This window comes from Maribacter hydrothermalis (assembly GCF_001913155.1).
Lineage (GTDB): Bacteria > Bacteroidota > Bacteroidia > Flavobacteriales > Flavobacteriaceae > Maribacter > Maribacter hydrothermalis.
The window spans coordinates 1,141,629-1,155,112 of the sequence record NZ_CP018760.1 but is presented as its reverse complement, the minus strand read 5'-3'; the positions used below and the strand labels follow the sequence as shown (position 1 = coordinate 1,155,112).

The window sequence follows — 13,484 nt, the reverse complement described above, 5'->3', positions numbered from 1 at the left end:
TGGTTGTGTTATAATTGGTCTTTTATTTTATTCAATTCTGCTTTTACTCGCTCCAGTTTCTGAATAATATCAAAATTGGAAAGTGTTTTTTGTTTTTCTTCTTTAAGGTGAATTCTAGCTCCGTCGAGTGTAAAGCCTCTTTCTTTTACCAAATGATAAATTAATTGAAGATTTTTAATGTCTTGCGGCGTAAATTTTCTATTGCCTTTTGCATTTTTTTTAGGCTGGAGCACGTCGAATTCTTTTTCCCAAAAGCGAATCAATGAGGCGTTGACTCCAAATGCTCGGGCCACTTCACCGATGCCATAATATCTTTTTTCTGGAAGGTCTATCTGCATTAATCTAAAGATTGGTTTTCTTGATTAGCGAATTTCAACATATTCTCAAATTCTTCAGGCGATAAACTGCCATAGTAGAAATTAATAGGGTTAATTCTGTCATTTTCTTTCCAAACTTCATAATGTAAGTGTGGTGCTTCTGACCTTCCGGTACTGCCTACAAAGCCAATTAAATCTCCACGCTTAACTTTTTGGCCTGGTTTTACATTGTATTCGCTTAAATGCCCATATAGGCTCAAATATCCATAGCCATGTTCAATACGAATATGTTTGCCGTAACCGGATGAGTTATTGTCGGCGCGTGTAACTTTACCGTCACCTGAAGCATAAATTGGAGTGCCTTTTGGTGCAGTAAAATCCATGCCATAATGCATTTTTCTAGCCTTTGTAAAAGGGTCGGACCTCCATCCATAACCAGAAGCCATACGTGTAAGGTCTTCGTTGTTAATGGGTTGAATAGCAGGTATAGACATTAATAGTTTTTCTTTTTCTTCGGCTAGCTTGGTTATCTCATCTAAAGATTTAGACTGTATAGTCATTTGTTTTTTAATGATGTCTAACCTTTTTGTGGTTGAAACGATCATTTCAGAATTGTTAAAGCCTTCTAATGATTTGTAGCGATTTATTCCCCCAAAACCTGCCTTACGTTGTTCATCGGGTATTGGGTTTGCTTCAAAATATAGGCGGTAAATATTATTGTCCCGTTCTTCAATATTTCCTAAAACTTCTTCAATCTGTTCCATTTTTTTATTCAACAATTCATATTGAAGCTCGTAATTTTTTACTTCACGAGAAAGAGAAAGCTCTCTTGGCGTATTGACAACATTGGTGTTCAAAAGAAGAATTAACCCTAAAAGTCCAAATAGGCAAGATCCCAAAACAAACAATGTTATATTTCTATAACGTTTAGATTTTTCGGGTTCTATTTTGCGGTACGACAGCGTGTCTGGGTCGTAATAGTATTTTACCTTAGACATGAATGTTATTTATCCTATTTTTGTGCTTTAATATTATGGGAACAAACAAATATAAAAATAGTTTTATATAAACCGTTAAAATTTGTAAAAGCTTAGCATTTTAGATGAACTCCAAAGATACAAGAAAACAATTTCTGAATTTTTTCAAAGATAAAGGTCATAAGATTGTGCCTTCCGCTCCAATGGTTATTAAAGATGACCCAACCTTACTTTTTACAAATGCTGGTATGAACCAGTTTAAAGAGTACTTTTTAGGCATAAGTCAGTCTAAAAATGCCAGAGTTGTTGATACACAAAAGTGTTTACGTGTTAGTGGCAAGCATAATGATTTAGAGGAGGTAGGTAAAGATACCTATCACCATACCATGTTTGAAATGCTTGGAAACTGGAGTTTTGGAGATTACTTTAAGGAAGATGCGATTAATTGGGCTTGGGAATTGCTAACGGATGTTCTTAAAATAGATAAGGATAGTCTTTATGTTTCTATTTTTGAAGGTAGTAATGACGCTGACCAATTAGAAATGGATCATGAAGCTTTTGAACTTTGGAATAAAATTGTGCCTGTAGATAGAATTATAAAGGGTAATAAAAAGGATAATTTTTGGGAAATGGGCGATCAAGGTCCATGCGGACCATGTTCTGAGATTCACGTAGATATTCGTTCAAAAGAAGAAAAAGCTAAAGTTTCTGGCGCTAGTCTTGTAAATCAAGATCATCCACAAGTAGTGGAAATCTGGAATTTAGTATTCATGCAATACAATCGAAAAGCCAATGGTTCCTTAGAAAGTTTACCAGCAAAGCACGTAGATACCGGTATGGGATTTGAACGTCTTTGTATGGTTTTACAAGGAGTACAGTCTAACTACGATACTGATATTTTTACTCCAATAATTCGGGAAATTGAAACGATTACAAATTCCGACTATGGCAAAAATGAAGAAGTTGATATTGCCATACGTGTTATTAGTGATCATATAAGAGCCGTATCTTTTTCAATTGCTGATGGGCAACTACCAAGTAATACGGGTGCAGGATATGTAATTAGAAGAATACTTAGAAGGGCTGTGCGTTACGGTTTTACGTTTTTAAATACAAAAGAGCCTTTTATGTTTCGTTTAGTTAAAGTACTAACTGGTTCTTTAGGCGATGCGTTCCCGGAACTGAAGGAACAAAAACAATTAATAGAAAATGTAATTAAGGAGGAGGAGTATTCTTTCTTAAAAACATTAGATCAAGGATTGGTATTGCTTGATAGTATTATAGCAAATACAAAAGGTGAAACTGTTGATGGAGGTAAAGCTTTTGAGTTATATGATACATTCGGTTTTCCTATAGACCTTACGGCTTTAATTTTAAGTGAAAAGGGATATAAATTAGATGAAGTTGGTTTTGATAAAGCGATGCAAAAGCAAAAAAATCGTTCCAAATCGGCATCAGAAATATCAAAAGAAGATTGGGAAATACTACAGGATGATAATGAACAAGAATTTGTTGGTTATGATATGCTAGATGTTGAGGTAAAGATTACAAAATATCGTAAAGTAGTTTCAAAGAAAGATGGCACTCAGTTTCAATTGGTATTTAACCTTACTCCGTTTTATGCCGAAGGTGGTGGTCAAGTAGGGGATAAAGGCTATTTGGAAGATGTTCATGGCGATGTGGTTTATATAACAGACACCAAGAAAGAGAATAACGAAATTATACATTTTGCAAAAAACTTACCAAAGCACTTAGGTGAGAGTTTTAAAGCCGTTGTAGATAAAAAACAACGTAGTAGAACAGAGGCGAACCATACGGCGACACATTTACTACATCAAGCATTACGAGAAATTCTGGGCAAGCATGTGGAGCAAAAAGGTTCTTCCGTGCACTCTAAATATTTACGATTCGATTTTTCTCATTTTTCAAAACTTACTTCAGATGAGTTAAGAGAAGTTGAAAACTTTGTAAATGCGCGTATTGATGGACAATTACAATTGCAAGAGAATAGAAATGTACCAATGAAAGATGCTATCGAAGAAGGTGCAATGGCATTGTTTGGTGAAAAATATGGCGACGCTGTACGTACCATTAAATTTGGTCAATCAATAGAATTATGTGGTGGTACACATGTTAAAAATACTGGAGATATCTGGCAGTTTAAAATTAAGTCAGAAGGCGCTGTAGCAGCAGGTATACGAAGAATAGAAGCAATTACAGGCGACGCGGTTAAAGATTTTCACGTTGATAATGATACCCTTTTAACTAAGATAAAAGATGCTTTAGGAAATTCGCAAGACCCTGTTAAAAGTTTAGTTGGTTTACAAGAAGAAAATAGTAGTCTTAAAAAGCAAGTTGCGGAGTTATTAAAGGACAAAGCAAAAAATTTAAAAGGCGATTTATTGCAAGAATTAGAGGAAGTAAACGGAGTGCAGTTTCTTGCTAAGCATATAGATTTAGATGCAGGCGGTATAAAAGACCTATGTTTTGATATAGGCAGTAATAAAGACAATTTGTTTTTGTTATTTGGAGCTGAACAAGATGGGAAAGCTTTATTATCCTGCTATGTGTCAAAAGAATTGGTAACTGCAAAAGGATTAAATGCAGGTGCAATTGTAAGGGAATTGGGTAAATATATACAAGGAGGTGGCGGTGGCCAACCATTCTTTGCAACAGCTGGTGGTAAAAATCCGGCAGGGATTGCTGAAGCTTTAGAAAAAGCCAAGGTTTACCTAACTAAATAAGATTTACAAAAAACGATTACTACGTAACTACGGGTTTTTTACGTAGTAATCGTTTTTAAATAGTATTTAATACTATCTTCAAAGTATAGTTAAAACCTCTTTAATATATTAAATTGAAGATGCTATATAAACGATAGTATTATGAAAAAGTATTTAATCATTTTATTGAGTGTTGCCTCGTGTAATACGGCTAACAAAGAAAATAAGAATCTTAAAGTAGCCGAAAACATAGAAAAAACTGTGTTAACAGCTACCGACTCTATGGCAATAAAAGGGTTTGTCCAAAAATCGTTTAATGCTCCTTTACATTCTTTGGAACATCAACAATATTTAGATTCTGCATTAATTATTCAGCCAGATAATGCATGGCTTTGGCAGCAAAAAGCTATGCCTTTATATAAAGCCAGAAAATACCAGTTGGGTAAGCCATTTTTAGAAAAAGCTGTAGAGCATGACCCTAAAAGGTGGTTGGATTACAGCGGTTTTATGAATTGCATTTTTTCGAAAGATTATCTAAAATCTATTTCTGAATTCATGAGAGCCAAAAAAGAGTACGGTGATGGTTACGTAATGGATCATACATACAATTTTTATATAGGTTTAGATTACTTGCAATTAAATCAATTTTCTAAAGCCAAAGAATTCTTATTACTTAGTAAAGAACAACAGTTTAAAGACTTTCCTAAAGATGAACCTCAGGAAGCTTGTCATTATTTAGATTGGTATTATTTGGGTATTGCAGATTTTGAACTTGGTAATTATAACGAAGCGGTGAAATCTTTTGATATGGCTTTAATGGTATATGAAAATTTTGCCGATGCTCTTTATTTTAAGGGACGAAGCATTACCAAGTTGGGTAATGTTGAAGAAGGTGTAAAATGGGAGAAGCTGGGCTTTGAAAATGGAAATAATTCCATAAATGAGGATAATGCTATTTATGAAATTTACCCATATCAAGTTTTTCATAAGTTGAATGAAAGTGTTAGGCCAAAATGAAATTATTAACCCAAATACCCTTATCAAAGACAGCAAATACTATTGACTATAATAGTCAACTAGTGTTGTTAGGTTCATGTTTTTCTAAGAATATTGGAGAAAAATTGAATCATTTTAAATTTCAAAATACACAGAATCCTTTTGGAATTATATTTCATCCGTTAGCCATAGAAAAATTGATTCAAAAAGCTGTGCAGCAAGATGTTTATAGAGAGGAGGATATTTTTCATATGAATGAAAGATGGCATTGTTTTGATGCACATTCCTGTTTAAGTAATACCTCCAAAGAAAAACTACTTGCGGCATTAAATGAAGCGGTAAATAGTACTGGTGCTCAATTGAAAAAGGCAAGTCATGTAATCATTACCTTAGGTACGGCTTGGTTGTATCGTAATACAAATAGTATGCAAGTTGTTGCAAATTGCCATAAAGTTCCTCAATCGAATTTCACCAAAGAATTGCTAGATGTGCATAAGGTTACAGAAAGTTTAAGACGAACAATAGCTATGGTTCGTTCAGTGAATTCTACTGCTCAATTTATTTTTACTGTGTCACCTGTACGACATTTAAAAGATGGTTTTGTTGAAAATCAATTGAGTAAAGCGCATTTAATTACTGGTATTCATAAAGTGTTGATTCAAGATAAAATCTCTTATTTTCCAAGCTATGAAATAATGATGGATGAGTTGCGAGATTATCGTTTTTACGGGAAAGACATGATTCATCCAAATGAAATAGCAATTGATTATATCTGGGTGAAATTTGTTGAGGTGTGGATGGAGGATAGTATATATGACACCATGTTGAAGGTAGATGAGATACAACGTAGTTTAAAGCATAGCGCTTTTAATCCAGATGGAGAGGCCCATCAAAAATTCTTAACATCGCTAAGGGGTAAAATTGCGTATATAAAGAAGAAATATCCGTTTATGGATTTTAATTTAAAGGAAGCATGAGGAAATTTGTTGCAGGGGTACTTATTACATTGGCAGCTGTTTTTATTATTCGTTCTTGTAATGATGGCAAAGAAGATAAATCTATTTTAGAAGAAAATTCTATGCTTATACAGCAAGAAATAGCCAACGTTTCTAAATTAATAGTTACCGAAGGTCATTTTGCTGAGGTGTATAATTACAAAGATTCAAAAGAGCTTTTTGGCCCGTTATTACGAGCAGAGAAAAAAGCATTGGTGGTCGTAAATGCTGATGTAACCGTTGCTTATGATTTAAGTAAAATTGATTTTGAAATTCACGAGGCAACTAAAACGGTAAAAATTAAAAGCATTCCAGAAGCCGAAATTAAGCTAAATCCTGATTTTGAATACTACGATGTAACAGCAGATTATCTTAACCAGTTTGATGCCGCTGATTACAACAAAATAAAGAAAACAGTCAGCGCTTCTTTAATGAAAAAAGTAGAAGCTTCTGCATTACGTGGTAATGCAGAAAACAGGCTTATAAGTGAACTTCAAAAATTTTATATTCTTACCAACTCAATGGGTTGGAGTTTAACTTATCAAGAACAAACTATAGAATCTTTGGAAGGATTACAGTTCATTAAGCCATAGTTGTAACGCTCGCCAATTCTAATCCATCATCTATTAATAGGCCTAAGTTGGGTTGTACATGTTTAATAGTTTCAAGATGTTTTTGAATAGTATTAGCTAGTTCCTTGTCACCACTTTTTATAGCTAATTCAAAAATTTCAATGGGTAATAACCAGTCTGTTGGGTACTTTTCTATAATTTCTTGAAAGATTTTAGTTCTGGAAATAATAGTGTTTTTTCCATCTCTAAAATCCCGTATTAATTTATAATACGATTCTAGTTCGGTTAAGCTATTATTTTCTGAATTTATGGTTCCAGTACTTAGCGTATGGTCTAATAAATCAAAGCTTTTTAAATCTGCAGGACCATGGTATGCAGAAACAATTTCTTCACCAATGGCCATGTTATACAACTCGTCGTTAGATTCAAAAAGCACCTGGCCTTTGTGTGTTACTTTGCAGTTTTCAAAAGTGATTAAAATAATACGCCCTTGCAGATTTCTAGTGCCAGTTATTATTTTTCCTGAAACATTAATGCCTCCTGTAAACTCTAAAGAAACCATTTCACCTTCATATATTTTGTAGGCCTTAAGGTCTCTAGGGCTCATTTCTTCAATAGGGATATTAATGCCTTTAAGTCGGCCTATAGGAGAGCCAAAACCTGTTTCATGTTGATTAATATCTTGACCTACTAATTCTTTCTCTCTATAGGCTAGCGCAGATTTTCCTTTGGTTTGAAAATAAATTGGTTTACCATCATGTGCAATTAAGGATTCAAAATTACCAGAAACTTGTAATCCGGTACTAAGTTCAATAGAGCCTAACTCTTTAGAATCTATCAATTTTTGTAATCCGCTTAATCCACCTTTTCTCAATGCCATAGTATTGGCAAAATCTTCTAGGACTTGACTTAAAAAAGCAAAATCGGGAGTAACGAAAAGTTGTGGTTGTGGCTTGGTAATATCAAACGAAGTTCTTGCGGCTTCAATAGAATAAGGTAGTTTTTTAACCTCGCTTGTCATGCACCATTGGCTTTCTCCAATAGAAGATAATAATCCGGCCCCATATATTTTAGGGTCATTTACTGTACCAATAAGCCCGTACTCAACAGTCCACCAGTGAAGATTTCTAATAAGAGCCATTTCACTTGGATCGCCCATATTTTCTTGAAGGAATTCTATATGCTTTTCCGCTTTTTCAATTTCGGCTAAAGCAGTGCCTTTAGCTTCTTTAATAATAGATAAATGGCGTACGGCCTCATAAAGTTCAAAATCCTTAGCACTTGAAATTGCTTTGCATCCTATTTCTCCAAAACGTCTTAAGTAGGCGGCATATTCTGGGTTAGCAATAATTGGAGCATGGCCGGCACCTTCATGAATGATGTCTGGTGCGGGTGTATATGCAATGTTTTCTAATTGTCTAATGTCAGAAGCTATAACAAGCACATTATAAGCTTGGAACTCCATAAATGCAGCAGGGGGAATAAACCCATCAACAGCTACAGCAGCCCATCCCAAATCTTTAAGAATACGGTTCATACCGTACATATTGGGAATGCTGTCAATAGAAATTCCGGTCTTTTTTAATCCTTCTAAGTAAGATTTATGCGCAACTTTACTTAAATAATCCACATTTTTACGCATTACATAACGCCATACTGCTTGGTTAATTGGTGTGTAATCCTCATAATTTTGAGGCTTAATATACTGTAAAAGATGTTTGGGGAGCTTATCTAATATAGAATTACTCTCATAACCAGTATTGTTATTCATCTTGTCTAGAATTTTAATATTCTCTTTTTATTCATCACTTCAAATTACCACTAGGGAACATTCAGTTTAGGTGCTTTATCTCTATTAAATATAAAAAATATAGACTAAATAGGTGTGTTATTTATTTAGATTGGGGAAAAATACTATTTTGTAGTATTTAAATAGGAATATAATCTTTTTACGTAAGTAATAGAATAGTAAAACAGGAAAAAGTTATGGGAGAAAAATTAGATGATATCGATAGGGCTATTTTAAAAATATTGCAGAACGATGCTAAAACCGTGGCAAAAACAATTGCAGAAGAATTGGGATTAACTAAAACTCCCGTTTATGAACGTATAAAACGTTTAGAGCAAGAAGGATTTATAAAAAAATATGTTGCCATTTTAGATAAGGAAAAAATAGAGGAGAGTATTACTGTTTTTAGTTTTGTATCGTTAGAGACACAAAAGGGTGCCATGATGGATGATTTTTTTAAGGAAGTCAAAAAATACCCAGAAGTAGCAGAGTGTTTTGTAGTAGGTGGAGAGTTCGATTTTCTATTGAAAGTAGTGGTTAAAAATCTTGATGCCTACTATAACTTTGCTAAATTCAAAATTGCCTCTTTACCAACAATTGGAGGGGTTAAGAGTGCTTTTGTTCTAAATGAAGTAAAAAATGATACCGTTTTTCCATTATTATAATAAAAAAGGGTAGTTAATACACAGCTGTATTAACTACCCTTTTTTGAAAGCAGGTGTTCAAATTATTTTGAAGCAATAGCATTTGGTGGGTATTGTTGTAGTATTTGAGAAACAAACTGCTTAATGCGTTCCTCTTTTTTAGCAACATCACTTGTACTTTGCAGTGTACCTTCACCTTTGCCTTGCCATACAAGTTCATTTGTTTTATTATCAATTAAGTCAATATATAACGATCCTTGTGTGCTTGCGCTAACGGTGCTACCACCCCAGCCAAAACCAGGTCCCCAGGCCCAAGGGTTGTATCCCCAGCCCCAAGCACCACCCCAACCATAATTGTTGGTATAAACATCAACGCGTTCTTGCTCTTTAGTGAAAATGCTTACTAGCAAATCTGGATTCTCTGATTTAACGAATCCTCTTGAACTCATTTCAGTCTCAATAGCTCTTAAAATTCGTTTTTTGTCTAAATCAGAAATTTGAGCCTTATCGATACCAGTTTTATAAAAGGCATAGGAAGTGTATTCATTAAAATTTGCTTTCTGATCATAATCAGACAAAACTCTTACAGAAGAGCACGAAGTAATAAATACTAAAAGCAGTAATGGCAGGCTAAGGAATTTTATTTTTTTCATAACATTATATCGTTTAAAGTATTTTTTTCTGTAAATATTAATCACAAGAATCATGCCGAACCTATTATAAAATATTACTGTGTATTCGTTTTTGGGTCATAACCGTAAGGGCAATGTCTACAACCACTTTCGCAACAATACCCTCGTTTTACATGGTATTGTTTTGTGAAAACTCGGAATCCATCTTCAGACCAATAAAAATCACCTTCCTCTATTGGAATTATCTCTTTCATTTAAATATATAGATATTGGAGTATAAAGTTAATTCTTTCTGTTGATAACGTAGCCGAGTTAATTTTAAATAGTAACTATATTGACTTTAAGTAATGTTTTAGCTTTTAAACGGTATAGTTGGCAACAAAAACCAGTAATATTTTAATATAGTTTTTTTGGCTTTATATTTGTTATATAACTGCCAAAATGTATTTATGATATTGGTTTTCAGACATTTCTTCTATAAAAACTATGTGGGGTTATCGCTTTGGCCTTTTATATTTTTAAAAAATAGAAGTCTAAAAAATGATAGTATTCTAATAAATCATGAAAAAATTCACTTACGACAACAACAAGAATTATTGATTATCCCATTTTATATTCTCTACTTATTAGAATGGGCAATACGTGCCATTTACTATTTAAATACCTATAAAGCGTATCAAAATCTTAGTTTTGAGCGTGAGGCTTATTTACACGAAAATGATTTGGACTATTTGTCGAAAAGGAAATCTTTTAGCTTTATTAAATATCTTTGTCGTTAAATACGACCTGTTTGAAAAGTAAGAATCAACTTGTAGAATTACCCTTATTTGTAGAAAAACAAGTAACTCTTGTCTTAAAACGCGAAGACTTATTGCACCCGTTTATTTCAGGTAATAAGTACCGAAAGCTAAAATATAATATAGTAGATGCTAAAGAGAATAGACACACAACTATTTTAACTTTTGGCGGAGCATTTTCTAACCACATTGCTGCAACTGCATATGCTGCCAAAGAAAATGGTTTGCATTCCATAGGAATAATTCGTGGCGAGGAATTACAGAATTTTTTGATGGAAAATGAAACTTTACAAAAAGCGAATAATGATGGGATGCGCTTTAAGTTCATAAGTAGAAGCCATTACCGAAGAAAAGAAGAAGTAGAATTTTTAGAAGATTTAAAAAAGGAATTTGGCGATTTTTATCTTATTCCTGAAGGTGGCACAAATGATTTGGCTATAAAAGGGTGTGAGGAAATAATAACGGATTTAGATAAACAATTTGATATAGTTTGTTCTAGTGTTGGCACTGGAGGTACAGTATCTGGATTAATAAATTCTTCATTTGAGCATCAAAAAATATTGGGATTTTCTTCTTTGAAAGGCGATTTTTTAAAGAAAGAAATTGAAGGGTTTTCGAATAACTCTCGATGGAATTTAATTTTAGATTATCATTTTGGTGGTTATGCAAAAATTACTTCAGAGCTAGTTCAGTTTATAAATTATTTTAAAAAACAAACAAACATTCCTTTAGATCCAATTTATACGGGAAAAATGATATTTGGTTTGTACGATATGGTTCAGCGTAATACTTTTGCACCTAGAACTAAAATTTTAGCGATTCATACTGGTGGGTTGCAAGGTATACCTGGTATGAATAGTGTACTGAAAAAGAAAAAATTACCTTTGTTAGATATATGAATAAGATAATACTATTGTTTTTAATTATAGGAATCAGTTTTGCTTCTTGTAAATCTAAAAAAGCGTACTCAGATCAGTTACGCACAAAGAATGTGCTTAATGAAAGAAATAAATCCGGTTCAACTAAATCCTCTAAAGAACGTAAAGTTACATTACCTACAGAACCGGCTAAGTTCATTGCTTTCAGGATTGAATCTCCAAATGAGTATATAGAAACATTTGCAGAAACAGCTCAATTAGAGATGTTAGGGTATGGTATACCAGCAAGTATTACTTTGGCTCAAGGGTTATTGGAAAGTGGCAACGGTAAAGGTGAATTGGCCATGAAAACCAACAATCATTTTGGTATAAAATGTCATAAAGGTTGGGAAGGTGATTATGATTTTCATGATGATGATGAAAAGGGCGAGTGTTTTAGAAAATATAACCACCCAATGTACTCCTTTAGAGATCATAGTATATTTCTAACGACAAGGTCTAGATATGCATTTCTATTTAGTTTAAAGCATACAGATTACAAAGGATGGGCAAAAGGTTTACGAAAGGCAGGGTACGCCACCGACCCAAAGTATCCTCAAAAACTTATTTATTTAATAGAAAAATATAGTTTACATAAATACGATACGCATAATAGAACTAATGATATTCAAAATAATACTATTGTTGCTACCGTACCTGAAAGAACGCATACGGTTGAAAAGGGTGATACCTTATATTCCCTATCAAGAAAATATTATATGAGTGTTGATGAGCTTATGCAAATAAATAATTTAAGAAGTTCAGATTTGTCTATAGGGCAGCGTATTAAGGTTAATGACAGTAAAATCAATTAAGAGAATGATTTATCAAAGAAGTAGTGCCCTGTTTGCAGAGGCTAAAAAATATATACCAGGTGGGGTGAATTCTCCGGTAAGAGCATTTAAAGCTGTTGGTGGTGACCCAATATTCGTAAAAAAGGCAAAAGGTGCTTATTTGTATGATGAAGACGGAAATAAACTTATTGATTATATAGCATCATGGGGGCCGTTAATTTTAGGACATGCCTATGACCCGGTGATTAATGCCGTAGTTGAAAAAGCTAAAAACGGTACCTCATTTGGTATGCCAACTGAAATTGAAACTGAATTGGCAAAATTGGCTATTTCAATGGTACCGAATATGGATAAGATTAGATTTGTAAATAGCGGAACAGAAGCGTGTATGAGTGCCGTTCGTTTGGCTAGAGGGTATACAGGGAAAGATAAAATTATAAAATTTGCTGGTTGTTATCATGGTCATTCAGATTCCTTTTTAATTCAAGCGGGAAGTGGGGCAGTTACTTTTGGCAGCCCAAATAGTCCAGGGGTTACACAAGGGACAGCCAAGGATACATTGTTGGCAGAATATAATGATCTAGATGGCGTAAAAGAACTCGTAAAAGCTAACAAGGGAGAACTAGCGGCAATAATTATAGAACCTATTGCGGGTAATATGGGTTGTATAATCCCTACCGATATTTTTATGAATGGCTTACGTGAAATCTGTACTCAAGAAGGAATCTTATTGATTTTTGATGAGGTAATGACCGGTTTTCGGTTAGCAAAAGGCGGTGCACAAGAAGTTCTCAATATTAAAGCAGATATTGTTACTTATGGTAAAGTTATTGGCGGAGGTTTGCCGGTAGGTGCTTTTGCATCAAGAACAGAAATTATGGATTACTTAGCACCCGACGGGCCGGTATATCAAGCAGGTACATTAAGTGGCAATCCTTTAGCTATGAGTGCTGGCTTGGCAATGTTAACAGAATTGAACAATAATCCAGAAGTATTTAAAAGCCTAGCTGATAAAACTGAGTATTTACATAAGGGTATAGCAGAAGTATTGACTCAAAAAGGTATTGCACACCAAATTAATAAATATGGTAGTATGATCTCGGTGCATTTTACAAATGAGCCTGTTGTAGATTTTGCATCTTCGGCAAAAGGAAATAACGAAACCTTTAAAAAATATTTTCATGGAATGTTAGCAAAAGGTATTTATTTGCCACCAAGTGCCTTCGAAAGTTATTTTTTAAATGATGCTATAAGTTATGAAGATTTAGATGCTACTATAAATGCAGTAAAGGAGATAGACCTATAGTATTACAGGTAATTACCGTTAAAGT

At 33.8% G+C, this 13,484-nt stretch carries 13 protein-coding genes; 8 read left to right on the top strand and 5 right to left on the bottom strand.

Features of this window, described 5'->3' with window-relative positions; genetic code table 11:
- Positions 1-8 precede the first annotated feature (8 nt).
- Together BTR34_RS04975 and BTR34_RS04970 are read right to left on the bottom strand one after the other, a co-directional pair.
- Complete coding sequence (locus BTR34_RS04975; RefSeq protein WP_068484429.1) at positions 9-338, bottom strand: MerR family transcriptional regulator; 330 nt, start codon at positions 336-338, stop codon at positions 9-11.
- Positions 338-1,315, bottom strand: coding sequence for a M23 family metallopeptidase (locus BTR34_RS04970; protein ID WP_068484431.1), 978 nt, complete (start codon positions 1,313-1,315; stop codon positions 338-340). The genes BTR34_RS04975 and BTR34_RS04970 overlap by 1 nt, the downstream gene beginning before the upstream one ends.
- A 104-nt stretch (positions 1,316-1,419) precedes the next feature.
- Between BTR34_RS04970 and alaS the strand changes: the two genes are divergently transcribed.
- The 4 genes from alaS (at position 1,420) to BTR34_RS04950 (ending at position 6,601) form a co-directional block, all read left to right on the top strand.
- Positions 1,420-4,038, top strand: a complete 2,619-nt coding sequence (alaS, locus tag BTR34_RS04965; RefSeq protein WP_068484433.1) for an alanine--tRNA ligase — start codon at positions 1,420-1,422, stop codon at positions 4,036-4,038.
- Positions 4,039-4,179: 141 nt separating this feature from the next.
- Positions 4,180-5,034, top strand: coding sequence for a tetratricopeptide repeat protein (locus BTR34_RS04960; protein WP_068484435.1), 855 nt, complete (start codon positions 4,180-4,182; stop codon positions 5,032-5,034).
- A complete protein-coding gene (locus BTR34_RS04955) occupies positions 5,031-5,990 on the top strand; it encodes a GSCFA domain-containing protein (RefSeq protein WP_068484437.1) in 960 nt (319 codons plus the stop codon). Before BTR34_RS04960 ends, BTR34_RS04955 begins: the two co-directional genes overlap by 4 nt.
- Entirely contained in the window at positions 5,987-6,601 is a 615-nt protein-coding gene (locus tag BTR34_RS04950) for a DUF4230 domain-containing protein (RefSeq protein ID WP_068484439.1), read from the top strand. Before BTR34_RS04955 ends, BTR34_RS04950 begins: the two co-directional genes overlap by 4 nt.
- On the opposite strand, the gene BTR34_RS04945 is transcribed toward BTR34_RS04950, so the two are convergent.
- The gene (locus BTR34_RS04945; protein WP_068484441.1) at positions 6,591-8,351 is read right to left on the bottom strand and encodes an aromatic amino acid hydroxylase; all 1,761 of its coding nucleotides are present in this window, start codon (positions 8,349-8,351) and stop codon (positions 6,591-6,593) included. The two genes, BTR34_RS04950 and BTR34_RS04945, sit on opposite strands and share 11 nt — an antisense overlap.
- A 215-nt stretch (positions 8,352-8,566) precedes the next feature.
- Here BTR34_RS04945 and BTR34_RS04940 point away from each other — a divergent pair, with 215 nt between their 5' ends.
- The gene (locus BTR34_RS04940; RefSeq protein ID WP_068484443.1) at positions 8,567-9,034 is read left to right on the top strand and encodes an Lrp/AsnC family transcriptional regulator; all 468 of its coding nucleotides are present in this window, start codon (positions 8,567-8,569) and stop codon (positions 9,032-9,034) included.
- A 62-nt stretch (positions 9,035-9,096) separates the two neighbouring features.
- Here the strand turns inward: BTR34_RS04940 and BTR34_RS04935 are convergent, their stop codons facing one another.
- Together BTR34_RS04935 and BTR34_RS18900 are read right to left on the bottom strand one after the other, a co-directional pair.
- Positions 9,097-9,666, bottom strand: coding sequence for a DUF4136 domain-containing protein (locus tag BTR34_RS04935; protein ID WP_068484444.1), 570 nt, complete (start codon positions 9,664-9,666; stop codon positions 9,097-9,099).
- Positions 9,667-9,740: 74 nt separating this feature from the next.
- On the bottom strand, positions 9,741-9,899 hold the full coding sequence (locus BTR34_RS18900) for a DUF5522 domain-containing protein (RefSeq protein ID WP_197496159.1): 159 nt from the start codon (positions 9,897-9,899) through the stop codon (positions 9,741-9,743).
- A gap of 536 nt (positions 9,900-10,435) precedes the next feature.
- Here BTR34_RS18900 and BTR34_RS04925 point away from each other — a divergent pair.
- Genes BTR34_RS04925 through hemL form a run of 3 tightly spaced genes read left to right on the top strand, consistent with a single transcriptional unit; the run spans position 10,436 to position 13,459 of the window.
- On the top strand, positions 10,436-11,341 hold the full coding sequence (locus BTR34_RS04925; RefSeq protein WP_068484448.1) for a 1-aminocyclopropane-1-carboxylate deaminase/D-cysteine desulfhydrase: 906 nt from the start codon (positions 10,436-10,438) through the stop codon (positions 11,339-11,341).
- The gene (locus BTR34_RS04920; protein WP_068484450.1) at positions 11,338-12,174 is read left to right on the top strand and encodes a glucosaminidase domain-containing protein; all 837 of its coding nucleotides are present in this window, start codon (positions 11,338-11,340) and stop codon (positions 12,172-12,174) included. The genes BTR34_RS04925 and BTR34_RS04920 overlap by 4 nt, the downstream gene beginning before the upstream one ends.
- Positions 12,175-12,178: 4 nt before the next feature.
- Positions 12,179-13,459 (top strand): glutamate-1-semialdehyde 2,1-aminomutase, encoded by a 1,281-nt coding sequence (hemL, locus tag BTR34_RS04915; RefSeq protein ID WP_068484495.1) that lies wholly within the window; start codon positions 12,179-12,181, stop codon positions 13,457-13,459.
- The last annotated feature ends 25 nt before the right edge of the window (positions 13,460-13,484 follow it).

Coding starts and splice junctions, on each gene's coding strand:
- BTR34_RS04950 (WP_068484439.1), top strand. CDS start 5,987: ATGAGGAAATTTGTTGCAGGGGTACTTATTACATTGGCAGCTGTTTTT.
- BTR34_RS04940 (WP_068484443.1), top strand. CDS start 8,567: ATGGGAGAAAAATTAGATGATATCGATAGGGCTATTTTAAAAATATTG.
- BTR34_RS04935 (WP_068484444.1), bottom strand. CDS start 9,666: ATGAAAAAAATAAAATTCCTTAGCCTGCCATTACTGCTTTTAGTATTT.
- alaS (WP_068484433.1), top strand. CDS start 1,420: ATGAACTCCAAAGATACAAGAAAACAATTTCTGAATTTTTTCAAAGAT.
- BTR34_RS04920 (WP_068484450.1), top strand. CDS start 11,338: ATGAATAAGATAATACTATTGTTTTTAATTATAGGAATCAGTTTTGCT.
- BTR34_RS04975 (WP_068484429.1), bottom strand. CDS start 338: ATGCAGATAGACCTTCCAGAAAAAAGATATTATGGCATCGGTGAAGTG.
- hemL (WP_068484495.1), top strand. CDS start 12,179: ATGATTTATCAAAGAAGTAGTGCCCTGTTTGCAGAGGCTAAAAAATAT.
- BTR34_RS04955 (WP_068484437.1), top strand. CDS start 5,031: ATGAAATTATTAACCCAAATACCCTTATCAAAGACAGCAAATACTATT.
- BTR34_RS04960 (WP_068484435.1), top strand. CDS start 4,180: ATGAAAAAGTATTTAATCATTTTATTGAGTGTTGCCTCGTGTAATACG.
- BTR34_RS18900 (WP_197496159.1), bottom strand. CDS start 9,899: ATGAAAGAGATAATTCCAATAGAGGAAGGTGATTTTTATTGGTCTGAA.
- BTR34_RS04970 (WP_068484431.1), bottom strand. CDS start 1,315: ATGTCTAAGGTAAAATACTATTACGACCCAGACACGCTGTCGTACCGC.
- BTR34_RS04945 (WP_068484441.1), bottom strand. CDS start 8,351: ATGAATAACAATACTGGTTATGAGAGTAATTCTATATTAGATAAGCTC.